The organism is Actinoallomurus bryophytorum (assembly GCF_006716425.1).
GTDB lineage: Bacteria > Actinomycetota > Actinomycetes > Streptosporangiales > Streptosporangiaceae > Actinoallomurus > Actinoallomurus bryophytorum.
The window spans coordinates 1741782-1764902 of record NZ_VFOZ01000001.1 but is presented as its reverse complement, the minus strand read 5'-3'; the positions used below and the strand labels follow the sequence as shown (position 1 = coordinate 1764902).

The following is a 23121-nucleotide window of genomic DNA, read 5'->3' as shown; positions in this document are numbered from 1 at the left end:
GCGTAGATTCTGGGGAATTCGCCTTGATTGATCGGGAGTGAGTCAGTGCTGCGTCCTCAGGAGACCCCCAGCCGCGAGCGTGTCAGCCTCAACGGGCTCTGGGCCTTCGCGCTCGATCCCGGCGACCGCGGGCGCGCGGAGGAGTGGTGGCGGGGTCCCCTACCGGACGCGTCGGAGATGCCGGTGCCGGCGAGCTTCAACGACGTGCCGGCCACCAGGGACGCCCATGACCACGTCGGGGACGTCTGGTACCAGCGGCAGGTACGGGTCCCGGCCGGGTGGGAGGGACGGCGCGTCGTGCTGCGGTTCGACGCGGCGGCCCATCGCGCGGTGGTCTGGTGGAACGACGTCGAGGTCGCACGGCACGAGGGCGGCTACACGCCGTTCGAGTGCGACGTGACCTCACTCGTACGCCCTGGCGAGGCAGGCCGGGTGACCGTCGTGGTCGACAACCGGCTGACCCCGGCCTCCATCCCGCCCGGCATCGTCGACGTCCTGCCGGACGGACGCCGCCGTCAGCGCTACTTCCACGACTTCTTCAACTACGCGGGCCTGCACCGGGCCGTCTGGCTGTACGCGACCCCGCACACGTACGTGGAGGACATCACCGTCACCACGTCGGTTCACGGAACGTCCGGCCAGGTGCACTATCGGGCGTCGGTCGCGGGCGGCGAGGTCGCCGAGGTCGTGCTGCGGGACGCCGAGGGGGTCGAGCGGGCGCGGGCGGCCACCGCCTCGGGCACGCTCGACGTCCCGGACGCGTCGTTGTGGCAACCCGGCCATGGCTACCTGTACCGGCTGGAGGTACGCGCGGAGGGATCCGACTCGTACGAGCTGCCGGTCGGCATCCGGAGCGTGGCGGTCGACGGCGACCGGTTCCTGATCAACGGTGAGCCGTTCTACTTCAGGGGGTTCGGCAAGCACGAGGACAACCCGGTCCGCGGCAAGGGCCATGACGACGTGCTGATGGTGCACGACTTCGCGCTGCTGGAGTGGATCGGCGCGAACTCCTTCCGCACCTCGCACTACCCGTACGCCGAGGAGGTGCTGGAGTACGCCGACCGGCACGGCATCGTCGTCATCGACGAGACCCCGGCCGTCGGCCTGAACTTCGAGATCGCCCACACCCTGGTACCGGGCGACCCACCGCACATCTTCGCCGCGATCGACGACGCCACCCAGGCGGCCCACCTGCGCGCGATCGAGGAGTTGGTCGCCCGCGACAAGAACCACCCGAGCGTGGTGATGTGGAGCATCGCCAACGAGCCGGACTCGGCCCGCCCGGAGTGCCGAACCTACTTCGAGCCCCTCGTCCACGCGGCGCGTGCCGCCGACACCAGCCGCCCGATCTGCTTCGCCCAGGTCCAGCTGCCCCCGGCGCAGGACGTGATGAGCGACCTGTTCGACGTCATCTGCCTCAACCGCTACAACGGCTGGTACATCGACACCGGTGACCTCGTCACGGCCGAACGCGAACTGGAGGCCGAACTGCACGAGTGGGCCCGCCTGCACGGCAAGCCGATCATCATCACCGAGTACGGCGCGGACGCCATACCGGGCGTGCACTCGGTCTCGGCGGGCCCCTGGACGGAGGAGTACCAGGTGGAGTTGCTGGAGGCGTTCCACCGGGCCTTCGACCGCGTCGAGTCCGTCGTGGGGGAACACGTGTGGAACTTCGCCGACTTCGCCACGGGGTACGGGGTCAACCGCGTCGACGGCAACAAGAAGGGCGTCTTCACCCGCGACCGCCGCCCCAAGGCGGCCGCCCACGCCCTCCGCCGGCGCTGGACCGAAGAAAAGGCGGTTTGACCACTCGGCGTGACGACCCCGGATTCGGGGATTGCCGGATCGTACGGCGATCACGACCCTTACAGAGAACACCGGTCAAGTCATTTTCCTCCGCCATGGGAGCAGGGGAAAGTGCCGGTTCGACCGACGGCCTATTGCATTGAGGAGAGTACGGGGGCCTCAATGCCCGAGCTGCCGCGCGGACGACGCGATGTTGACGGGTGTGACGGGCCGGGGGGCCGAGTGAGGGGAGATTTCAGATGGGCGGCAAGACCGGTTTCTCTTTTACGACGAGCTCCTTTGGCTGGACCGAGGAAGACGTCGGCGTGCAGACATGTTCCGAGCCGGACTGTGATCCAGAGCAGGTACACCCGACCGATGTGTACTGCGACACTCACGACCGGTTCCTGCCCATCGTCAGCGACTGGTCGAACAGTGCGCGAGTGACGACGATGATCGCGTGCACCGGCATTCTGCTCGCGGCGCTCGCACTGACCGCCGAGTTCGACTCCTGGGTTCCGGCATTCTTCGTGTTAGGTCTCTCCGGCCTTGGCGTACTCGCATTTCCGCTCAGAAACTTTCCCATGACCGTCAGGGGCGGCGTAGCGCTGTGGATCTTCGCCGCACTCGCCGCGCTGACCTGTCACGTGGGAAGTCCGCACACGGATGCCGAGGTGGTGGCCGGCCTGCTCGTGGCGGTCGGCTGCATGCTGGCGGCGCATGCCGCGTATTTCTCCGCCTCGTCGGTGCTGGTCGATCCCTCTCTCGACCCCCAGAAATGGGAGGGCCGGTCCAGGCGGGCCATTGCGCTCATCTCTGCGATTTTCGCTTTCTCGGGAACGGGAGGCCTCGCGTACCTCGCCTTCTTGGTCACCCCTATGATCGCTGATTCGGTCGTCGGTGGAGCCGTACTCTACATTTCGGCAGGAGCGTTGATCCTGGGTCTCCTGTTCGCCATCCTCGCCGGGACCGTCAATGGCCCATGGGGCATGTCGATCGAGGTGCGGAACTTCGAGGACTGGGACGGATTCGCTCGTGTGCACTGGCGTCCGGAAACTAAGCCCATCAACCGGACATCGGTCATCGGCATCGCCAAGATTTATGCGATCACGGAACGGGCCATTACCCGGATCGGCAATACCTTCAACCGCGTCGCATACGCCGTGGCGGAGAAAGCGGTGAACACGTTCTTTGCCATTGTCCGATTCTTGGTTAACTTCGCGATATACATGGCCAATTTCGCTGTGACCCTTGTCGTGTTGACTTTCAGGGCGATGGTGGCCGCGGCCGTGGGCATCTTCGGCATCGCCGCCCGTTCCGTCGGGGCTGCGCTCTGGTCCATCGTCTCCGCGCTGGTCGTGCTGGGCATTCCGGTCGTGGCCATCGGACTGGCCGCCGGTCTCGTCCCCACGCTGGCCGAAGAAGAGCGTGGTTACCTCGTTGACGGATCACTGGGTTCGCTGACGGGCTTCATCGCGGTCTCGTTCCTCGGAGTCGTTTCGCTGACCTTCACCTGGATCATGCTGGCCAACCAGCGTCTCCGCGTAAGTCTGGAGTCGGCGAAAGACACGGCGACCAACACCGGTATATACGGGGTGATACTTCTGTCGGTCGGCGGCTGGATCGTCGGTCTCCCTGGCACCTTGGGATACGGCCGCATCCACGTCGGCTGGGTGACCTTGGTATCGACGGGCTTCCTGGTCGCGGCCCTCATCTGGTTCCATCTTCAGCGTCGCGGCGAGCCGAAGCCGACGAGCGGGGGGTCCGAGCCCGGCAGCCGGCCCAGCCTGCCGTGAACAGATCGCAAAGCCGCCCTCGTGGTCAGGGCGTGGCCGAGATCTCAGGTTAAAGAGCTCACAACCGAAGGCGTGTGCCGGGCGCGTGGGGGGCGGGGACATGCTGCGATGGCTCGCGCCATGGTCCTTACCGAAGAAGAGCACCGGCCGCGCTACTCGGTCGGGCAAGCCGCACAGATACTCCGCACCCGGCCCAGATTCCTGCATCGTCTCGACGCCTACGAGGTCGTACGGCCCAGTCGTACGGCCGGCGGTCATCGGCGCTACTCCCACCACGAGCTGGGCCGGATCCGCCGCGTGATCCAGTTGGCCCAGGAGGGCATCACCCTCGTGGCCATCCGGCACATCGTCGTGCTGGAAAGGCGCGTCCGTGAGCTGGAGGCTCAGCGTGACGCCGCATGGGAGCGGCTGACCGAACGCGATTACCGCCAGCCCAGGATGCGAAGGGAGCGCGTTCCGCCGATCCCGCCGATCGTCCCGCCGCAGTCGAGGGGGCCCGATCAGGTCAAGGCCCAGGTACGCCGCGCTCGGGACGGGGAGGACGGCCCGGACTAAGGGCGCGGCGGGCGCGGGGTGGCCCGGCCGACGGGCAGAGGTGGTCCCCACACGAAGGCTGGGCAGAAGACCGGCCGCCCGAACGGCGGCCCGTAAACGCAGAGTGGCCCCGACCGAGGTCGGGGCCACTCTCACGAGTACGGAACGAACTACTCCGGGACGCGGGCGACGCAGAACACCGTCTGGCCGAAGGGCGGCCGGACGACGCGCTCGATGGCGCGTGTGGTCGGGACGACCGTCCGGTCGTAGATCTTGACGAGCTTCGGGTCCGGGTAGCCGGCGCCGCCGCGGCGGACCGCCAGCCACCAGGCGATGCCGCCCAGGAAGTTGATCGGCTTCAGCACGTCGATGCCGAGTCCCGCGCCGGTGACCGTGGCCTCCAGCGTCTTCGGGGTGTAGCGGGTGACGTGGCCGACCTTACGGTCGAAGTCGCCGTAGAGCTGCATGTAGCCGGGCACCCAGATCACGATGCGGCCACCGGGCTCCACCACGGAGGCGAGGTCCTTCAGCGCCTGGACGTCGTCCTTGATGTGCTCCAGGACGTTCATCATGACGACCGTGTCGACCTTGCGCCTGATGTTGATCTCGGCGGGGAGCGCCAGGTCGAGGACCTCGACGTCGTCGTTGCCGGCGTAGCGCTTGGTCAGCTGTTCGACGCAGTAGGCGTCATTGTCGCTGACGACGAGGTAGTCGAGCCGCCCGGCGAACTGCTCGGAGAAGTGGCCGAGCCCGGAGCCGACCTCGAGCAGCGACTTTCCGACATGCGGTGCCACCATGTCGTACTCGTACTGGCGGTAGTTGCGTGCCTCATCACCACCGAGGTGGTTTTCCAGCTGACCCTCGCCGGCGGCGGGCTGCTCCTCGCCGTCAAAGGTCTCGGGAGTGTCCCGGCGGCTGCCGAGCAGGCCGAGGAGAGCGCTGGTGACGGAATTCTTCTTGGCTGCTGGCATGCGATCACTCGCTGATGTCGACGATTTTCGGGATCCCGGCAACGGCAATGGCAACGGGCGCGCGTCAGTCTATCCACAGAGCGGACCGGGGCCGTACGACTCGAGCTGACGCACGACTCCCATCGAACTCCCAGACATCTCCACCAAGCCTCTGAGACGCGTCGGCTTCAGTAGGGAGCGTCAAACCAAGGAGGGACACGAAGGTGAACAAGAAGGTTCTCGGTGGCGTTTCCGCTCTGGCCATTGGCGTGGTGGGCACGGGTGTCTACCTCGCGGTTCCGGCCTCCGCGGGCTCCCCGCAGGCCGAGCCCGCCGCGGCGTCCAGCCAGCAGGCCAAGCAGGGCAAGCAGGCCAAGCAGGGTCAGAAGGCCAAGCAGGCCCGCAAGCGCCGCGTCGGCGTGCACGGGGACGCCACGGTCCGTACCAAGAAGGGCTTCGTTCAGGTCACCTGGCAGCGCGGCGTGCTGACGTCGACGAGCGGTGGCACCCTCAGCGTCCGTAGCCTGGACGGCACGACCTGGCAGTGGAAGACCGCCAAGGCGACGAAGTTCCGCAAGGACGGGCAGAAGTCCGCCGCCGCCAAGCTGGCCTCCAACGACTACGTCCTCGTCATGGGCCGCTCCAGCGGCGGCACCCGTACCGCCAACCGGGTGATCGTCCCGAAGAAGGTTCCGGCCAAGGCGACCCAGTCGCCGGCGCCGGCGCACAGCTGACCCCTTTTCGAGGGAACGCCCCCGGGTGGCCAGGACCACCCGGGGGCGCCACGCATCCGGCACGCCGTACACGGCGCGATGATGGGACCGATGGACAATCCACGCGTACTCGTCGTTGACGACGAGCTGAACATCCGGGACCTGGTGGAGGTGGCGCTGCGCTTCCACGGGTTCGACGTGACCACGGCCGGCACCGGGGAAGAGGCGCTGACGCGGGCGCGGGACGCCGGTCCGCAGCTCATCGTGCTCGACGTCATGCTGCCCGACTTCGACGGCTTCGAGGTGTGCCGACGGCTGCGCTCCCGCGGTGACGAGACGCCGGTCATCTTCCTCACCGCCCGCGACACGCCCACGGACACGGTCACCGGGCTGACGCTCGGCGGCGACGACTACGTGACCAAGCCGTTCTCGGTGGACGCCCTGGTCGCCCGCGTACGCGCGGTGCTGCGGCGGTCCGCACGGGAGACCGGGGATGAGATCCTGCGCGTCGCTGACCTGGAACTGGACGAGGCGCGCTGGACGGTACGCCGGGCCGGGGCCGAGATCGAACTGTCCCCGACCGAGTTCCGGCTGCTGGCCTACCTCATGCACAACGTAGGCCGGGTGCTGACCCGTACCCAGCTCCTGGAGAACGTCTGGGGCTGGGAACACTCGCCGTCCTCGCCCGTCGTGGAGACCTACGTCAGTTACCTGCGGCGCAAGATCGGCCCGGACCTGATCCACACGCAGCGCGGTGTCGGGTACGCCCTGCGGCCGCCGTCATGAGGTCGCTCAACTCCCGGCTGATGGCCGGTCTGCTGGCGGTCACCGCGGCCGGGATGGTGCTGATGGCGCTGGTCAGCACGGTCGTGCTGCGCGGTTACCTCATGCACCGGGTGAACAACCAGCTCCAGGCCGTGCAGAGGAAACCCGCGCTGGCGCGGGTCGGCGACAGTGTGGCCCCGGCCCGCTACATCATCCTCAACATGGCCCCGGACGGGACCGTGCGCGCGGTCAGCGGCGACGACCCGGATCCGTCGGCCGCCCTGGAGCAGGCACAGCGGATGGGTCCCGGGGTCCTGCGAGACCGGGCCGCGGGAGGCCGGCCCTTCGCCATGGGAACGATGCGCGCCGTCGCCCGTGTCGGCCAGCGCGGTCGCGTCACGGTCGTCGTCGCGCCGCTCGGGGAGATCCGTGCCTCGCTGGTCTGGCTGATCGTCACCGAGCTGCTCACGAGTGCCGCGATCCTCGGCGTGCTGGCGCTGCTCGGACGTTGGCTGATCCGGCGCGGGCTCGCCCCGCTGTCCCGTATGGCCACGACGGCGCACGAGATCGCCGGTGGCGGTGACCTGCGCGCCCGTATGGAGGAGTCACCATCGGAGGTGGGGCGGCTGGCGGGTGCGATCAACGTCATGCTCGGCCGGATCGAGCAGGCGTTCGTGGCGCGGGTGCGTTCGGAGGCCAAGGTACGTGAGTTCGCCGCCGACGCCTCGCACGAGCTACGTACGCCGCTCACCACCATCCGCGGCTACTCCGAGCTGTACGAACAGGGCGCGGTCGACGCGGACGAGGCGATGCGCCGGATCTCCGCCGAGTCCGAGCGCATGCGGCGTCTTGTCGAGGAGCTGCTCGAGCTGGCCCGTCTCGACAAGGGCTCGGCGCTGACGATGGAACACGTCGACCTCACCGCGCTGGCCCGCGACGCGGTGGCCGACGCCGCCGCCGTGGAGCCGGACCGGCCGCTGACGCTGGACGCCCCGGACTCGCTGGTCGCCCTGGCCGACGAGGGCCGGATCCGTCAGATCCTGGCGAACCTGCTGGCCAACGTGCGCGCGCACACCCCGAGCGGGACCCCCGCGGTCGTACGCCTGGTCCCCACGTCGACGGCGATGGTGATCGAGGTGGCCGACGACGGGCCCGGGATGACGCGGGACGAGGCGGCGCGTGCGTTCGACCGGTTCCACCACGCGTCCGGCGGTGGCGGCTCAGGGCTCGGGCTGGCGATCGTGGCCGCCATCGCCACGGCGCACGGCGGGCGGGCGATGCTCAGGTCCTCACCCGGCGCCGGCACCGGGGTCCGGGTCGAGCTGCCGCGCGACCGGGAGGTGCTCGAAGGCGTAGTACACCGCGAGCACCCCGAACAGGATCAGCGCGGCCAGCGGTGAGACCAGCGCGAGGAACGTCGCGATGACGTAGCCGGCGAAGCCGGCGCCGAACCTCGGGATCGACCGGCGTACGGCCGCCGTCTCCAGGCGTTCGCTGAGCATCCGCGGGTGGAACACGAGGTACCACCACAGCGCGGAGAAACAGATCGACATCGCGATCATCACCAGGCCGTACGTGACCATGATGGTCTTGGCGTCGTCGCCGTGCAGATGCTTCGCGAGTTCCTCGCCGACCAGCGCCGTCGGGAACGGCACCACCGCGACGACCATGAGCAGCAGCAGGTTGAGCAGGAGGAGCACCCGGTCCACCCGGACGATGTGGGTGAAAATCGTGTGGTGGTTGAGCCACATGATGCCGATGGTCAGGAAGCTCACGACGTACGCCAGATAGGACGGCCAGATCGTCAGCAGGCGGTGCAGCAGGTCGCCCTCGCCGGCGGGCGCCTTCAGCTCCAGTACGAGCAGTGTGATCGCCACCGCGAACACGGCGTCGCTGAAGGCTTCGGCCCTTTTCCCATCCATGGGGGGAGTTTGTCGCATGCCGTAGCTACTGGCGGGTAGAACTGAAGAGTAACTTCCTTGTGAGGTGATCGTCGTGACACACGTTGACGAACGCACGGCCCGTCGCGTGGCCGAGGAGGCCCGCCAGACCGAGTGGGAGCTCCCCAGCTTCGGCAAGCAGCTCTTCCTCGGCGACTTCCGGCTGGACCTGATTCATCCGCATCCCCAGGGTTCGGAGGAGATGCGGCGTAAAGGAGAGGAATTCCTCTCCCGGGTACGGGAGTTCTGCGAGACCAAGGTGGACGCCCGGATCATCGAACACGACTCACGCATCCCGGATGACGTGATCAAGGGCCTGAAGGAGCTGGGCGCCCTCGGGATGAAGATCCCGGAGGAGTACGGCGGTCTCGGGCTCAGCCAGCTCTACTACAACCGGGCGCTGATGCTCTTCGGCTCGGCGAGCCCGGCGATCGGCGCGCTCCTGTCGGCCCACCAGTCGATCGGCGTGCCGCAGCCCGTGAAGCTGTTCGGCACCGAGGAGCAGCGGCGCACGTACCTGCCCCGCTGCGCGAACGAGATCAGCGCGTTCCTGCTGACCGAGCCGGACGTCGGCTCGGACCCGGCGCGGCTGCGTACGACCGCGGTCCCGGACGGGGACGACTACGTCCTGGACGGGGTGAAGCTCTGGACCACCAACGGCGTGGTCGCGGACCTGCTCGTCGTGATGGCACGCGTACCCGAGTCCGAAGGGCACCGCGGCGGCATCACCGCGTTCGTCGTCGAGGCGACCGCGGACGGGATCACCGTGGAGAACCGCAACGCCTTCATGGGCCTGCGCGGGATCGAGAACGGCGTGACGCGCTTCCACAAGGTACGCGTGCCCGCGGCGAACCGGATCGGCCGTGAGGGCAAGGGGCTGAAGATCGCGCTGACCACGCTGAACACCGGGCGTCTCTCCCTGCCGGCGATGTGCGCCGGCGCGGCGAAGTGGGCCGCGATGATCGCGCGTGAGTGGTCCAGCGTCCGGGTGCAGTGGGGGCGCCCGGTCGGGGAGCATGAGGCGGTCTCGTCCAAGATCGCCTTCATCGCCGCGACGTCGTACGCGCTGGAGGCCATGCTCGACCTGTCCAGCTCGCTCGCGGACGAGGAGCGCGGCGACATCCGCATCGAGGCCGCGCTGGCCAAGCTGTACTCCTCGGAGATGGGCTTCCTGATCGCCGACGAGCTCATGCAGATCCGCGGCGGACGCGGTTACGAGACGGCCGAGTCGCTCGCCGCGCGCGGCGAGCGCGGTGTGCCGGTGGAGCAGCTCGCGCGGGACATGCGCATCAACCGGATCTTCGAGGGCTCGTCGGAGATCATGCGGCTGCTCATCGCCCGCGAGGCCGTGGACGCGCACCTGTCGGTGGCCGGGGACATCATCGATCCCGAGGCGGACCTGACGCGCAAGGCGGCCGCCGTACGCAAGGCCGGCGGGTTCTACGCCAAGTGGCTGCCGACACTGGTCACGGGCGCGGGACAGCGGCCGGGCTCGTACGCGGAGTTCGGGTCGCTGGCCAAGCACCTGCGCTACGTCGAGCGCACCTCACGCAAGCTGGCGCGTTCGGTGTTCTACGCGGCCGGCCGCTGGCAGGGCAAGCTCGAGCGCAAGCAGGGCTTCCTCGGCCGGATGGTCGACATCGGCGCCGAGCTGTTCGCGATGAGCGCGGTCTGCGTGCGCGCCAAGGCCGACGACCGGCCGGAGGCCTACGAGCTGGCCGAGGCGTTCTGCGCCCAGGCACAGGTGCGGATCACCGAGCTGTTCGAGCGGATGTGGCACAACACGGACGATCTCGACGCCAAGCTCGCCAAGCAGGTCATGGCCGGCCGGTACACCTGGCAGGAGGAGGGCGTCATCGACCCGTCCATCCCGGGTCCTTGGATCGCCGCGGCCGAGCCCGGCCCGTCCGAGGCGGACAACGTCCACCGGACGGTGGGCTGAGGCCGCCGGGCTTCCTACCTTCCTGGTCCGCTCAGATGTCCCGGGGCAGGAAGGTACGGAGCTCGTCCAGTACGGCGCCGGGGTGCTCCTCGGCGAGGAAGTGCCCGCAGTCCCTGATCACCGTGCCGCCGACGTCCTCGGCGTAGTCGCGCCAGATCTCCAGGGCGTCGATCGACTGGAGGAAGCTGTGCTCGCCCCACAGTGCGAGCAGCGGCATGGTGATCTTCCGGCCGAAGTCCGCGTCGTCGTGCTCGGCGTCGTACGGGAAGGCCGCGCGGTAGTCGTCGAACCCGGCGCGGAGCGCACCCGGCCGTTCGAACGCCCGCACGTACTCGGCGATGTCCTCCTCGGGCAGCGGCACATGGGACCAGGCGTCGATCAGGTAGCGGAGGTAGGCGCCGGTGTTCGCGCCGACGAGGAGCTCGGGCAGGTCGGGCTGGAGGTGGAAGAGCCAGTGCCAGATGCCGCGGGCCAGGTTCGCGTCCATCCGGCGCCACATCTCGCGGGTCGGGATGACGTCCATCACGACGAGCCGTTCGACGTCGCCGGGGTGGTCGAGCGCCCAGCGGTGTGCCACCCGGGCGCCGCGGTCGTGCCCGATCACGGTCGCCGACTCGTGGCCGAGCACCCGGATGAGCTGGTGCAGATCCTCGGCCCTCGTGCGTTTGTCGTGCCCGTCTCGCGGCAGGTCGCTGTGGCCGTACCCGCGAAGGTCGGGAACGAGGACCGTGTACGCGCGGCTGAGCGGCCCGACGAGATGGCGCCAGCAGTGCCCGGTCTGCGGCCAGCCGTGCAGGAGGACCAGAAGCGGGCCCTCGCCCTGCAGCCGGTAGTACATCTGGATCCCGTTGACCGTCGCGATCGGCATATCTCTAACCCCTTAATCTGGTTAGAAGCCATCCTAACCGTATGATCGGGTTATGGGCGATTGGGTGTGGGACGGCGGCCGGTTGAGCATCGACCTGCTCAACACCGTCCGCCACCGCGCTCGCTCGCCCCGTGAGACGCTGCGAACCCCCGCCGACCTGGCCGTGTGGCTACGGGAGGCGGACCTCCCGCACGGCGAGGACGCCGTCGGCGAAGCCGCCCTGAGCGCGGCCCGGAGACTCCGCGCCGCGATCGACGCCCTGACCGGAGTGCCGTCGGCGGAGGAGCTCGCAGGCGAAGTCACCCTTCCGGTGGCGGTGGCACTGGTCAACGCGATGGCGGCTGACGCGCCGACCGGCCCCAGGCTGGCACTGGACGGCGCGCGGCCGGTGGCCGTGCCGCCGGAGCCCTCGGTGGCCGCCGCGCTCGGCCGGGTCGCGCTGGACGCGATCGACCTGCTCACCGGCGGCGAACGCATCGGCGTCTGCGCGGCGGACGACTGCGGCGTCCGCTTCGCCGACCGTTCCCCGGCACAGAACCGGCAGTGGTGCTCCATGCGCCGCTGCGGCAACCGCTCGAAGGCCCGCCGCCACTACACCCGCAGCACGACCTGACCGCCGCGGCCGTGCCGGTCGTGGTCAGGTGAGACGGAGGCGATGGGCGGTGGCGGCGGCCTCTCCCCGGCTGGACACGCCCAGCTTGGCGAGGATGTTGGACACGTGCACGCTGGCCGTCTTGGCGGAGATGAACAGCTCCTCGGCGATGTCCCGGTTGCTGCGGCCCAGGGCGACCAGCCGCAGGACCTCCTGCTCCCGCGCGGTCAGGCCGAAGGCCGCCCGGCCGGCGGCACCGCCGGAGGCCGCGCCCCCACCCACCGTGAGCCGCGTACGCCGGGCCAGCAGGTCGATCTCGGCGCGCAGCGGCCGGGCGCCCAGGCGGCCGGTCAGTCCGACCGCGCGGGTCAGCAGCGCCGCCGCCTCGTCACGGTCGTCATCCGCGACGGCGGCCTCAGCCGCCCTCAGCAGCGCGTACGCCAGCGGGTACGGGCGCCGCAGCTCGTCCCAGGCGCTCACCACGGCCTCCCACGCCGGCCGGTCGAGGACGCCGGCCGCCCGTGCGGACTCGGCGGCGAAGGTCGCGCGCCGCGCCTCCATGACCGAGCCGTACGCCGGCGTCTCGGCGGCGATGGCACGCAGCTTGTCCGCGACCGCGTCGTCCGGCCCGGCGATGCACGCCCGTATGCCGGCCACCAGGATCGGCCACGTGTGGCGGGCGTCGCGGTCCAGCTCCTGTTCGGTGATGGCATGCCGCGTCGCCTCGATGGCGCCGGGGACGTCGCCCTCGGCGAGCCGCCACTCGATGACCAGACTGGCCAGCGGGAGCACCTGCTGCGGGTACGGGTCGTCCGCCGCGTACAGCGCCTGAAGCTCGTCGACGGTCCTGGTGGCGACCTCGGTCTCACCGCGGGCGACGGCGATCGCGCCGCGGTTCAGCAGATGCTGGCCGCGCAGGCCCGGCGTCGGCGAGAGCTCCATGATCCGTTCGAACGTCCCGATCGCGTCATCCCAGTGCCCCAGCGAGATCTGCCCCTCGGTCAGGTTGTTCGCCGCGAAGTTTCCCTTGGTACGGGCCAGGCCGAGCGCCTCGGCCAGCGTGACCCCCTGCTGGGCGATCTCGATCGCCGCCTCGGACTCGCCGGTCGCCTCGAGTGAGTCGGACATGTTGACCAGCGACCGGAGCCTCGTGTCGCCGTCCCCGGCGCGTTCGGCACGGGCGAGGGCGACGCGCAGCCGGTCCAGCCCCTCGGCGAAGCGGCCGTCGACCCCCTCGCCGATGGCCAGGTTGTTCAGCGCGTCCGCGGCCGTGCAGTCGTCGCCGAAGCGGTCGGCCAGGGCCAGGGTCTCCTCGCTGATCGGGCGCGCCTCGTCATGCCGGCCGAGGAGCATGAGCGTACGGCCCAGCGGCGCCAGCACCTCGGCGCGGACGACCGAGGCCTCGGGTACGAGCCGCTCCGCTCGGCGCAGGTCCTCCACGCCACCCGTGCGGCCGAGAACGTAGGTGAGCGCGGCCCGCCGCCGGAGCAGCAGCGCGACGCGTTCGGGGTCGGTCTTCTCGTCGACCTCGGCGAGCGCGGCGCGTACGAACGCCAGGCCGCGTTCCGGCTCGCCGCAGGCGCCGGCGGCCTGTGCGGCCCGGCGCAAGACGTTGACGTGGTCCTCGCCGATCCGCGCCTCGGCGTCGGGCACCCGGTCCCACAGCTCCAGAACGCGTTCGAGCAGCTGCAGCTGCTCGGCGTACGCGAACGCCGAGGCCGACTCGGCGGCCGCCTTCCAGGCCGAGGGCAGCGCGCGCTCGTGGTCGTGGGCCCGCACCCAGTGCATGGTGATCTCCACGGCGGGGCGCCCGGCCAGGCTCCGCGACGGGTCGGCCTCGAGCGCCTCGGCGAACCGCCGGTGGGCCCGGCCGTGCTCGCCGGGCAGCAGGTCGTCGTGGATCGCCTCCCAGATCAGGGCGTGCCGGAACGCGTAGGCCTCCTCGTCGGCGACGAGCACGTTCGCGTCCACGGCCGGGCGGAGTGCCGATGCCAGCGCCGTGTCGCCCAGACCGGAGACCTCCGACAGCACCGCGTGCCCGAACCGCACCCCGCCGGTGCTGGCCAGGCGCAACAGGTCCTGGGTGTCCTCGGACAGCTGGTTCACGCCGACGAGGACCAGGTCGCGTACGGACTGCGGCATGCCGGCCGTGGGATGGTCGGCGGTCGCCTCGACGAGCAGCGGGATGCCGGAACTGCGCTCGTAGACCATGTCGATGAGCCGCTGCTCGGGGACGCGGCCGAGGATGCCGGCGAGCTGCCCGGCCGTCTCGGCGCGCGTCAGGCGCGGCAGGTCGATGCGTACGACCCCTTCGATCCGCTCGAGCTCGGCGATGACCGACCGCATCGGATGGCCGCGGTGCAGCTCGTCGGATCGGAACGTGATGACCACGAGGACGGCGGTGTGCCGCAGGTTGCGGAGGAGGAAGATCAGCAGGTCGCGGGTGGACCGGTCGGCCCAGTGCGCGTCCTCGATGACCAGGACCAGAGGGCGGCGTTCGGCGAGGTGTTCGAGCAGCACGAGCATCTGCTCGAACAGCCGGGCACGCGCGCTGTCCGGGTCGCGGTCGGCGGGCGGCTCCCCGAACTCCGGGAGCAGCCGCGCCAGGTCGCGGGCGCCGTCGCGGGGCATCAGTGTGGCGATCTCCGCGGCGCCGGCCTCCCGTACGAGCTGCCGCAGCGCCGCGGTGAACGGCGCGTACGGGAAGCCGGCCGTGCTGAGTTCGAGGCAGCCGCCGGCCAGCACGAGCGCGTCCTTTTGCGCGCGCTCGGCGAACTCGCCGACCACCCGTGTCTTGCCACCGCCGGCCTCGCCGCCGAGAAGAACGGCCCCGGGAGTGCCGTTACGGGCGCGTCCGAAGGCGTCGGTGAGCGTCGAGAGCTCGGGCTCGCGGCCGACGAAGGCGGGGCTCACCTCATGTGCGCGCACGCCTCCCAGCATGACAGGCATGGCGCCTCATACCGTTCGGGTCGTCCATGCCGCACGCGGTCGCGGGTAGCGGGACAGCCAGAGCCGGGGACGGCGTACGCGGTCCCGCCGGTGGGTCACGGCGTCCGCGTGGCTCTGCCGGACGCGCTCGGCCATGAGCGCTTGGATGATCTCGGGATGCATGGTGTCCTCCTGTGTTGTTCCTGACACCATTCACATTCGCCGTAAGGCGGGTGCCCCCACATCCGGCGTGTGCCCTATCTCCCGTACCGGTCCGGCCGGCGCCGCGCCTAAGCGCCCCTAAGAACTCCCAACAAAATGATCTTTGAATGCTGTTCGGACGGTTACTGTTATTTCGACGTCTACGGCACCGGGACCGGCATCCGCGCGGTCGCCGCCGATGACCGACCCCGCATCGAGGACGACTTGCGGCACGGCCGCCGTCCTTGCTCGCGACAAGGAGGGTGAGGATCTTGGACGATGGGACAACCGACACCGACGCGAATCTGGAGCGGCTGGTGACGGACTTCTTTGCGGCGGTCTCCTTCGAGCCCGGAGCGATGCCGGACTACACCAAGCTCTACGGTTTGTTCATCGACGGAGGGAAGTTAATCAAGAACTCCACCGAGGTGCCGGAGATCTCGAATGTCGATGAATTCATCGAGCCGCGTCAAAAGATGATCGATTCCGGAGAGCTCACGTCATTCGCAGAGTTCGAGATCGGCCACATCACCGAGATCTTTGGCAACGTCGCGCATCGCATGAGCACTTACGGGAAGCGTGGGACGATGAATGGAGCGGCTTTCGCGGCGGAAGGCGTCATCTCCACCCAGTTCATCCTGACACCGCATGGCTGGAAGATGACCTCGATGGCCTGGGACGACGAGCGACCCGGTCTGATCATCCCCGACCGCTACCGCTGATATCGGATGCGGAGTCCGCGGAACCAGTGCGACAGCGCGACACTTTGTTCGACGACCCACCGATGTACGCCCAGGCCTGAACCGTGCTCGGTACCGCGCCCACGGCTTACCGGCCGGGGTCGGCAAAGGGTTCTCAGACGAGGCCCAGGCGGTGCGCCGTCGCTGCGGCCTCGCCCCGGCTGGCCACCTCGAGCTTGGCCAGGATGTTGGAGACGTGCACGCTGGCGGTCTTGGCCGAGATGAAGAGCTCCCCGGCGATCTCGCGGTTGCTGCGGCCGTCCGCCACGAGGCGGAGCACCTCCAGCTCGCGCGGGGTCAGCCCGAGCGAGTGACCGCCGGCCACCCCGCCGAGCGGGACGCGGGCCCGCCGCGCGGACGCCTCGATCCACTCGCGCAGCGGCCGGGCGCCCAGGCGGTCGGCGAGCTCGGCGGCGCGCCGCAGGCGTATCGCCGCCGCCTCGCGGTCGGCCGAGCTGCTCGCGGCCCGCCACAGCGCGTACGCCAGCGGATGAGGCTGGCACAGGTCGTCCCACGCGGCCGCGACCTCGTCCCACTGCGCCTGGCCGGCGTCGCCCGAGGCGCGGTCGGCCTCCGCCTCGAACACGAGTCGCTGGGCACGCTGCGGGCGGCCGTTGGCGGGCATCTTCTCCGCCTCGTCGCGCAGGCGGCCCAGCAGCCCGGCCGAGCGTTCGCCGGGGACCTCGGCGCAGGCGTGTGCGGCGGAGGCCATCAGCGGCCAGCCGTAGCGGGTGCTGACCGACGGATGCAGCTCGCCGACCACGAGCTCGACGACGTCGAGCGCGCCGGTGAGGTCACCCTCGGCGACCCGTAGGTCGAGCCGGAGCCGTACGAAGGGGAAGAGCTCCTGCGTGCGGGAGAACGTCGGCGCGAGTACGGCGTCGAGTGCGGCGATGGCCCGTGCCGCGCCGGTGAGATCACCACGGGCCAGCGCGATGTCGCCCAGCGCGTGGTGGAGCGAGGCGCGGGTGAGCGGCGGCGGGGAGAGCTCGAGCGCGTGCTCGGTCATCTCCAGGACCTCGTCCCAGCGCCCGAGCGCCTGCAGCGGCTCGGTCAGGTTGATCGTGAGGAACGCCCCCGACGTGCGAGCCTGGCCGTGCTTGCCCGCGAGGGAGATGCCGCGCTGCGCCGCCTCGATGGCGCGCTCGTGCTCGCCGATGCTCTCCAGGATGTGGGACTCGTTGGTCGCCACGCGCAGCATCGCCGAGTCGTCGGCGCCGCGGCGGTAGACCTCCGCGGCCTCGGCCAGGACGGCGAGGTGACGCTCGGCGTCGGTCTCGACGAAGTCGCAGCCGGCGAGCGTGGTCAGCGCGTGTGCCTCGACGGTCGCGTCACCGGCCTCGCGAGCCACGCCGAGAGCCTCCGTGGCCAGCGCACGCGCCTCGTCCGTGCCGTTCGGCAGCAGGTAGAGGTGCTGGGCGAGGGTGGAGAGCACGCGTGCGCGGGGGACGCTGGGCGGGTCGGCCGGCACCAGGCGAGCCGCCTCACGCAGATCGTCCAGGGCGGTGCGGTGGCCGAGGCGGATCTTCAGCCGGCCGCGCTGCTCGAGCACGCCGGCCGCGCGGATCGGGTCGCTGATCTCCTTGAGCGCCACTTTCGCGAACGCCACACCGCGCTCGGTCTCACCGGCAAGGTCGGCGGCCTCGATGGCCTTCTCGAGCACGTCGGTGTGCTCGGCGCCGATGCGCTCGGCCGCGTCCGGCACCCGGTCCCACAGGGTGAGGACCCGGTCGATCATCCGCAGCCACTCGGTGTAGGCGGTCGCCTCCTTGGCGACCTGCGCCGCCTGCCAGGCACTGACCAGCGCCCAGGTGGTGTCGTGCGCGGAGTACCAGTGGTGGGCCAGCTCGGCGGCGGCACGTCCCGGCGGCACCAGAGTCGGGTCGGCCTCCAGCGCCTCGGCGAACCGCGTGTGCGTGCGTGTGTGCTCGCCGGGAAGCAGGTCGCCGTGGACCGCCTCGCGCATCAGGGCGTGCCGGAAGCCGTAGGCGTCACCGTCCACGACCAGGACGTTGGCGGCCACGGCGGGCCGCAGCACCCGGGACAGCCCGGTGTCGTCCAGCCCGCTGACGGCGGCGAGCAACGCGTGCTCGACCCGGTCGCCGCCGGCGCTGGCCACCCGCAGCATCTCCTGGGTCTCCTCGGGCAGCCGCTGGACGCTGCCGAGGATCAGGTCCCGCAGGGACTCGGGCAGCTCGCAGTTGATCTCGCCGTCGCGGCCGAGCAGGGCCTCGACGAAGAGCGGGTTGCCCTCGCTGCGTTCGTAGATCTCGTCGAGGAGGGCGGCATCGGAGTCGCGGCCCAGGATGCCGCGCGCCTGCTCGGCGACGGCGCGGCGCGGCAACCGGTCCAGGTCGAGCCGGCGCACCCAGTCGGCCCGGTCGAGCTCGGCGAGCAGCGGCCGCAGGGGATGGCTGCGATGCAGCTCGTCCGAACGGTAGGTGACGATCACGAGCAGGCCCGGCGGGAGGTTGCGGATCAGATAGCTGAGCAGGTCACGGGTTGACCGCTCGGCCCAGTGCGCGTCCTCGATCACCAGGACGGCGGGCGTCTCCTCGGTCAGCCGCTCGAACAGCAGCAGCACGTGGTCGAACAGGCGGGTGCGCGCCTCGGTGGTGGCACTCTCGGTGTCCGGCTCGCCGAACTCCGGCAGCAGCCGGGCCAGGCTGCCCGGACTGCCGCCGGGCAGCAGGGCCGTCACGCCCTCCACGCCGATCTCGCGCACGAGACGGCGGAGCACGGCACTGAAGGGCGCGAACGGAAGGCCCTCGGAGCTGATCTGCAGGCATCCCCCGACGAGCACGCGCAGGCCCGGCGAACCGGACCGGCCCTGCGCGGTCTCGAGGAACTCATTGATCAGCCGGGTCTTGCCGACACCCGCCTCACCGCCGACCAGCAACGCGGTCGGAGTGGAGCGTAGAGCCGAGTCCAGAAAAACCAGCTCGTCGGCTCGGCCGACCATGACGGCACTGATCCCCTGCTGAGTCGGCACCTGTTAAGCATGCCATCAGGGCCGGACAAAACAGACCGATTATCCGGCCCGTCACCCCACCGTGTAGTGCAACGTGTCCGAACAGCCGATCGAGGGGGTGATGAGCAGGCTGAGGCCGACGACCGGCTTGGTGCCCGGCAGGCTGGTGACGCCGAACTCGCACACCGCGCCCTGGCCGGTCAGCGGGTACCAGAACCAGTCGCCGGGTACGCGTTCGCTCCACTGCGAGCCGTGGCTGGAGAACGCGAGATAGACGTTGGCGCTGGATTCTCCGGTCCGCTGGGCGCGTACCGTCACGGTCAGGTCGGTACCGACCGTGGCCGAGGCGAGCTGCCTGCTCTCGCCCGCCGCGACGGCCGTGGCGGTCGTGCCGGCCGTGGCGGCGCCGGTGCTCGCGACGAGCGCCGTGCCCGCGAGGACGGCCGCGCCGCCGGTCGCGAGCAGTTTGGTGATCCGCATGATGACTCCCCGATGAATGGGGGAGAGGTGCGGCGGGGGGCACCGTCCCCGAATGATGATGTCGATTATGAAGACGTCGTTCACTGGGCTCTGGTTGGCACAGGCTGCCGGATCGTGGGACGGAACGGCACGCCCATGGCGCGGAGCACCTCGTGAGGCGCCGCTACGGTGACGCGGGGAGGTGTTCCATGGCACAGACGACGCCGCACCGGCTGCCGGAGGCACCCGCGGCCCTGTTCGCGTACGGCACCCTGCGGTTTCCCGGTGTCCTCGAAGCGCTGCTCGGGCGGGTTCCGGAGCACTCGCCGGGGATCGTCGAGGGGTGGCGCGTCGCCGCGCTGGACGGGCGCGTCTATCCGGTCCTCGTGCCCGGCGAGGGGGCCGCCGGCGGGGTCCTGATCTCCGGGCTGACCGCCGCGGAGTGGCGCGTCATCGACGCGTACGAGGACGACTTCTACGCCCTCGAACGCCTCACGCTCGTGGACGGCCGTCAGGGATGGGCCTACCTCACCCGCGACGGTACGGCGGCGCTGCCGGTGGACTGGTCGCCGGGCGACTTCACCACCCGTCACCTGAGCGCGTTCACGGGTCGGTGCCGCGCCTGGCGGAGCACCTACGGCTGACCTCCGTGCCGCGCCGCCCGCAGCGCGAGCTGGGTGCGGTTCTGGCAGCCGAGGATCGCCATCAGCCGGGAGACATGGCCCTTGACCGTGCCCTCGCTCAGGTAGAGCCGCGCCGCGATGTCGGCGTTGGATCGTCCCTCGCCCAGAAGCGCCAGCACCTCGCGTTCGCGTGGGGTGAGCGCGTCGATTTCCGGGTCCGGCGCGGCGGAGCGATGGTCGCGCAGGTGCTGGACCGCCTCGGGCGACAGCACCGACGCGCCCGCCGCGGCCGCCAGGACGAACGGGATCAGCCGGGACGGCGGCGCGGTCTTGAGGAGGTACCCGCTCGCGCCCGCGTCGAGCGCGGTGAGGACATGCTCGTCGGTGTCGAACGTCGTCATCGCCACGACGGCGGTGGGCGCGGGAGCGCGCGGATCTCGGCGGTCGCGGTCACTCCGTCCACGCCGGGCATGCGCAGGTCCATCAGGACGACGTCCGGCCGGTGGCGTACGGCGGCCTCGGCCCCCGCGGCACCGTCGCAGGCCACCGCGTCGACGACGACCTGCCCGGTGGAGGACAGGATGGTCCGCAGGAACTCGCACACCATCGGCTCGTCGTCGACCACGACGACGTGGACGACCGCCTCGTCCGGCGTCTCCGCTCGCTCCACGTCCCGTCCCGGTCGTCCGTACGCTCTGTGGCAGTTCGGTCCGCAAAGCGTAGCCGCCGTCCGCCGTGGGCGCGTGCGTACACGCGCCGCCGAGCAGCGCGACCCGCCGCCGCAGGCCGTCGAGTCCGCGGCCCGTCCCCGGCCCGTCCCCGGCCCGTGGCCCGGCGCCGTGCCCGGCCCGTTGCGGACGACCGCGCCGACGGTGTCCGCGGTGACGGTCACGACGACCGTCACCGTGCCGCCGGGAGCATGCCGGCGGGCGTTCGTCAGCCCCTCCTGCACCGTCCGGTGGACCGTGCGGGCCAGGACCGGTGCGACACCGGTGTCCTCGCCCTCCCACACGAGGTCGACGGCCTGACCGGCGGTCCGCGCCTCGTCCGCGTCGAGCGAACCCGACGTAGCGAGCGGAGTGGGTCGCCGAGGCACGAGGTGGCCCGTGCAGCGAGTGAGGAGGGTGAGCGAGCAGTGAGCACGACTCCAGCGACGGCCGCAGGTCCTCGGCCGGGACTGGGGGCCCGGCGGGGATCGCGCCGGGCTCGCTGAGCAGGTCGAGCAGCGAGCGCAGCGCCGCGAGGCCCTCGTTGCCCAGGCGGCTCATCTGTTCGGCCGCCGCGCCCGGGGACGGGGTCGCTCGTGCGCACCGTGAGGGCGTTGGCGTGCAGACCGGCAGGGTCAGCACATGCCCCAGGGTGTCGTGCATTCCGGCCGCGAGGCGGCGGCGTTCGTCGGCGCGCGCGGTATGTGTCACCGCCGCGCGTTCGCGTGCGAGTGCGGCGAGCCGGTCGCGACGGGCCTGGTTCAGCCGCTGGGCGAGCGCCAGGGCGGTGAACGGGCGGGGGAGCACGGCCGCGCCGAACGCGGCGCCGAGGACGGCGACCGCCACAGTGATCGCCGGCAGGCGCCGCACCACACGGCCGGGGCGGCTGTCCGTCACGCCAGGACCGTAGCCGACATACCGCGCTGAGCGGCCGATCCGCGATACTCCGGAACTTCGACCGTGTCTTTCGTCGTGCCGGGGTGCCGGACGTTCGCCGCTGTCGGCCGCTCCGCCCGGCGTGCGCGCTGGGGAGTCATGGCGAAACAACGCTCAAGAGGCGCGCGGGCTCACGCTGCTCGTCATGGCGGTGACCCTGATCGGGGCCGGTGTCACCGGCCTGAGCACGGGACACCTGGCCGCCACCAGGGTCGGCGCGGCCGCCTCGATCCTGGCCGGCCTGCTCTTCCTGCGAATGAGCGCGCGCGCCAGAACGTAGGGGACATTTGTCCTGCCCGGCCGTGGATCGATGACTCTGCCCCTCCGCGCGGCCGGGCCGCAGGCTTGTGGCCATGACGATGCGATTCGGTCTCCGGCGGTTTCCCGTGGTGACGGCCGTGGTGTTCGCCGTGACAGGGCTGTCGAACGCCCTGCAATTCCTGGTGCCCGGCATGCTCGCACGCCTGGAGCGTGCCCCCGCCGGACTACACGGCGACTGGTGGCGTACGGGCACGGCGCTGTTCGTGCAGGACGGCGGCGTGGCCGGCACGCTCTCCAACCTCGCCTTCCTGGTCGTCGCCGGCGCCGTCGCCGAACAGGTCACCTCCCGGCCGCGCTGGCTCCTGGGTTACTTCGGCACCGCCCTGGCGGGGGAGTTCACGGGGTACGCGTGGCAGCCGTACGGGGGCGGCAACTCGATCGCGATCTGCGGGCTCGCCGGTGTCGTGGCGGTCGCGCTCTGGCGGGGCGACGTACGGCTACCGCCGTACGCGCCGGTGGTCCTGCTGATCTGGTGCGGTGCTCTGGCGGCGGACCTCTGGTACCCGCTCGTGACCATCGGCGTCGCGGCGAGCGTGCTCGCGAACGTGGCCGCGGACCGTGGCGTGCCGGTCGCCCGCTGGGCCGTCGCCGGCGCACTCCTGACCGGCGCGGCGATGACCGTCGCCGAGAACATCCACGGCGCCGCCCTGCTGACCGGGATCGCGATCGCGGCCCTTCTCGCGGGCGGGCGGTCAGGCACGGTCCGTGGACCTGCCGCGTGTCAAGGACCAGGAGAGCAGCCGGCGTACGACCAGGATGGCCGCGGCACTGGCGGCCCGCCGGTAGCCGGGGTCGCCGGCCAGGTGCAGGAGCCCGGCGGCGGTGAGCAGGTCGAGCAGCACGGGCAGGGCAAGGGTGGCGCCCCGGCCGATCACCAGGACCACCGCCGCGGCGAGTACGGCGAGCGCGACCACCAGGGTGCTCACCAGGTCGATCAGTCCGTGCACGGTCACGGGGGTGATCCGGCGTCCGGGACGGCCGGCCGCTCGGCGACCTGCCGGCGTTCCTCCGCGATCTCACGGGCCAGGACGTAGTTGAGGGTGGTCCGGATGGCCGCGATCGCCGCCAGCTGGCCGATCTCACGGAAGCTGGGGGCGATCGCGGTCCGCAGCACGTCGCTGGCCAGCTGGAACTCCAGGCCCAGCGCAAGGAACCGGCCGAGGGTCAGCCGTACCGGCACGAAGTCGCGAACGCGCTGCCTGCGCGCCGCGATGACGAGGATCGTGCCGAAGGCCCAGACGGCGCCGACCGCGATGATCACTGCTCCGCACACCTCGACGACCGTGACCAGGACACTGACACCGTCGGAGACGGTGTTCTCCACGCTCACCGTCGTTCGCCCCGCCG

At 70.7% G+C, this 23121-nt stretch carries 23 protein-coding genes and 2 pseudogenes; 13 read left to right on the top strand and 12 right to left on the bottom strand.

The window, feature by feature from the left end; genetic code table 11:
• Nucleotides 1-45: 45 nt before the first annotated feature.
• The 3 genes from uidA to FB559_RS08280 all read left to right on the top strand — a co-directional run bounded on the left by uidA (nucleotide 46) and on the right by FB559_RS08280 (nucleotide 4139).
• The gene (gene uidA, locus FB559_RS08290) at nucleotides 46-1809 is read left to right on the top strand and encodes a beta-glucuronidase (protein ID WP_141954984.1); all 1764 of its coding nucleotides are present in this window, start codon (nucleotides 46-48) and stop codon (nucleotides 1807-1809) included.
• Nucleotides 1810-2048: 239 nt separating this feature from the next.
• Nucleotides 2049-3584: a hypothetical protein gene (locus FB559_RS08285; RefSeq protein ID WP_141954982.1), complete on the top strand. Its 1536-nt coding sequence runs from the start codon at nucleotides 2049-2051 to the stop codon at nucleotides 3582-3584.
• Nucleotides 3585-3692: 108 nt separating this feature from the next.
• Entirely contained in the window at nucleotides 3693-4139 is a 447-nt protein-coding gene (locus FB559_RS08280) for a MerR family transcriptional regulator (RefSeq protein ID WP_221639927.1), read from the top strand.
• 149 nt (nucleotides 4140-4288) lie between these two features.
• On the opposite strand, the gene FB559_RS08275 is transcribed toward FB559_RS08280, so the two are convergent.
• Entirely contained in the window at nucleotides 4289-5089 is an 801-nt protein-coding gene (locus FB559_RS08275; protein ID WP_141954980.1) for a class I SAM-dependent methyltransferase, read from the bottom strand.
• A 203-nt stretch (nucleotides 5090-5292) separates the two neighbouring features.
• On the opposite strand from FB559_RS08275, the gene FB559_RS08270 reads away from it, so the two are divergent.
• The 3 genes from FB559_RS08270 to FB559_RS08260 all read left to right on the top strand — a co-directional run bounded on the left by FB559_RS08270 (nucleotide 5293) and on the right by FB559_RS08260 (nucleotide 7946).
• On the top strand, nucleotides 5293-5802 hold the full coding sequence (locus FB559_RS08270; RefSeq protein WP_141954978.1) for a hypothetical protein: 510 nt from the start codon (nucleotides 5293-5295) through the stop codon (nucleotides 5800-5802).
• A gap of 90 nt (nucleotides 5803-5892) precedes the next feature.
• Nucleotides 5893-6567 (top strand): response regulator transcription factor, encoded by a 675-nt coding sequence (locus FB559_RS08265; protein WP_246121424.1) that lies wholly within the window; start codon nucleotides 5893-5895, stop codon nucleotides 6565-6567.
• Nucleotides 6564-7946 (top strand): sensor histidine kinase, encoded by a 1383-nt coding sequence (locus FB559_RS08260; protein WP_141954974.1) that lies wholly within the window; start codon nucleotides 6564-6566, stop codon nucleotides 7944-7946. Before FB559_RS08265 ends, FB559_RS08260 begins: the two co-directional genes overlap by 4 nt.
• Here FB559_RS08260 and FB559_RS08255 read toward each other — a convergent pair.
• On the bottom strand, nucleotides 7836-8468 hold the full coding sequence (locus FB559_RS08255) for a TMEM175 family protein (protein ID WP_141954972.1): 633 nt from the start codon (nucleotides 8466-8468) through the stop codon (nucleotides 7836-7838). The two genes, FB559_RS08260 and FB559_RS08255, sit on opposite strands and share 111 nt — an antisense overlap.
• 73 nt (nucleotides 8469-8541) lie before the next feature.
• Here FB559_RS08255 and FB559_RS08250 point away from each other — a divergent pair, with 73 nt between their 5' ends.
• Complete coding sequence (locus FB559_RS08250; protein WP_246121422.1) at nucleotides 8542-10428, top strand: acyl-CoA dehydrogenase family protein; 1887 nt, start codon at nucleotides 8542-8544, stop codon at nucleotides 10426-10428.
• A 31-nt stretch (nucleotides 10429-10459) separates the two neighbouring features.
• Here FB559_RS08250 and FB559_RS08245 read toward each other — a convergent pair whose 3' ends face one another.
• Entirely contained in the window at nucleotides 10460-11296 is an 837-nt protein-coding gene (locus FB559_RS08245) for an alpha/beta fold hydrolase (protein WP_141954968.1), read from the bottom strand.
• Nucleotides 11297-11348: 52 nt separating this feature from the next.
• Between FB559_RS08245 and FB559_RS08240 the strand changes: the two genes are divergently transcribed.
• On the top strand, nucleotides 11349-11909 hold the full coding sequence (locus FB559_RS08240) for a CGNR zinc finger domain-containing protein (protein WP_141954966.1): 561 nt from the start codon (nucleotides 11349-11351) through the stop codon (nucleotides 11907-11909).
• 24 nt (nucleotides 11910-11933) lie between these two features.
• Here the strand turns inward: FB559_RS08240 and FB559_RS46120 are convergent, their stop codons facing one another.
• Nucleotides 11934-14816: an ATP-binding protein gene (locus FB559_RS46120; protein WP_281286237.1), complete on the bottom strand. Its 2883-nt coding sequence runs from the start codon at nucleotides 14814-14816 to the stop codon at nucleotides 11934-11936.
• A 27-nt stretch (nucleotides 14817-14843) separates the two neighbouring features.
• Nucleotides 14844-14999 (bottom strand): hypothetical protein, encoded by a 156-nt coding sequence (locus FB559_RS43720; RefSeq protein ID WP_185792096.1) that lies wholly within the window; start codon nucleotides 14997-14999, stop codon nucleotides 14844-14846.
• Nucleotides 15000-15289: 290 nt separating this feature from the next.
• Between FB559_RS43720 and FB559_RS08230 the strand changes: the two genes are divergently transcribed.
• Nucleotides 15290-15739: a DUF4440 domain-containing protein gene (locus FB559_RS08230; RefSeq protein ID WP_221639926.1), complete on the top strand. Its 450-nt coding sequence runs from the start codon at nucleotides 15290-15292 to the stop codon at nucleotides 15737-15739.
• Here the strand turns inward: FB559_RS08230 and FB559_RS45325 are convergent.
• From FB559_RS45325 to FB559_RS08220, 3 genes and pseudogenes are all read right to left on the bottom strand, one after another.
• Nucleotides 15733-15852: pseudogene (locus tag FB559_RS45325) on the bottom strand (IS5/IS1182 family transposase); the annotation flags it as partial. The gene FB559_RS08230 and the pseudogene FB559_RS45325 overlap by 7 nt on opposite strands.
• 20 nt (nucleotides 15853-15872) lie before the next feature.
• Nucleotides 15873-18749 carry an ATP-binding protein gene (locus FB559_RS46115; protein WP_281286235.1) on the bottom strand — a complete coding sequence of 959 codons (2877 nt, stop codon included), beginning with the start codon at nucleotides 18747-18749 and terminating at the stop codon, nucleotides 15873-15875.
• Between the two features lie 51 nt (nucleotides 18750-18800).
• Complete coding sequence (locus FB559_RS08220) at nucleotides 18801-19208, bottom strand: hypothetical protein (RefSeq protein ID WP_141954964.1); 408 nt, start codon at nucleotides 19206-19208, stop codon at nucleotides 18801-18803.
• Nucleotides 19209-19396: 188 nt separating this feature from the next.
• On the opposite strand from FB559_RS08220, the gene FB559_RS08215 reads away from it, so the two are divergent.
• On the top strand, nucleotides 19397-19831 hold the full coding sequence (locus FB559_RS08215) for a gamma-glutamylcyclotransferase family protein (RefSeq protein WP_141954962.1): 435 nt from the start codon (nucleotides 19397-19399) through the stop codon (nucleotides 19829-19831).
• Here the strand turns inward: FB559_RS08215 and FB559_RS08210 are convergent.
• From FB559_RS08210 to FB559_RS46630, 3 genes and pseudogenes are all read right to left on the bottom strand, one after another.
• Nucleotides 19822-20211 (bottom strand): response regulator transcription factor, encoded by a 390-nt coding sequence (locus FB559_RS08210; protein ID WP_246121420.1) that lies wholly within the window; start codon nucleotides 20209-20211, stop codon nucleotides 19822-19824. The genes FB559_RS08215 and FB559_RS08210 overlap by 10 nt on opposite strands.
• A complete protein-coding gene (locus FB559_RS45310; RefSeq protein ID WP_246121418.1) occupies nucleotides 20208-20906 on the bottom strand; it encodes a response regulator in 699 nt (232 codons plus the stop codon). Before FB559_RS45310 ends, FB559_RS08210 begins: the two co-directional genes overlap by 4 nt.
• A gap of 169 nt (nucleotides 20907-21075) precedes the next feature.
• Nucleotides 21076-21180: pseudogene (locus FB559_RS46630) on the bottom strand (hypothetical protein); the annotation flags it as partial.
• On the opposite strand from FB559_RS46630, the gene FB559_RS08200 reads away from it, so the two are divergent.
• The 3 genes from FB559_RS08200 (at nucleotide 21160) to FB559_RS08195 (ending at nucleotide 22808) form a co-directional block, all read left to right on the top strand.
• Nucleotides 21160-21444: a hypothetical protein gene (locus FB559_RS08200; RefSeq protein ID WP_141954960.1), complete on the top strand. Its 285-nt coding sequence runs from the start codon at nucleotides 21160-21162 to the stop codon at nucleotides 21442-21444. The pseudogene FB559_RS46630 and the gene FB559_RS08200 overlap by 21 nt on opposite strands.
• Before the next feature lie 154 nt (nucleotides 21445-21598).
• Nucleotides 21599-21733: a hypothetical protein gene (locus tag FB559_RS46110; RefSeq protein WP_281286234.1), complete on the top strand. Its 135-nt coding sequence runs from the start codon at nucleotides 21599-21601 to the stop codon at nucleotides 21731-21733.
• Nucleotides 21734-21806: 73 nt separating this feature from the next.
• A complete protein-coding gene (locus FB559_RS08195) occupies nucleotides 21807-22808 on the top strand; it encodes a rhomboid family intramembrane serine protease (protein ID WP_141954958.1) in 1002 nt (333 codons plus the stop codon).
• Here the strand turns inward: FB559_RS08195 and FB559_RS08190 are convergent.
• Nucleotides 22724-23104 carry a DUF1622 domain-containing protein gene (locus FB559_RS08190; protein ID WP_221639925.1) on the bottom strand — a complete coding sequence of 127 codons (381 nt, stop codon included), beginning with the start codon at nucleotides 23102-23104 and terminating at the stop codon, nucleotides 22724-22726. The two genes, FB559_RS08195 and FB559_RS08190, sit on opposite strands and share 85 nt — an antisense overlap.
• Between the last annotated feature and the right edge of the window lie 17 nt (nucleotides 23105-23121).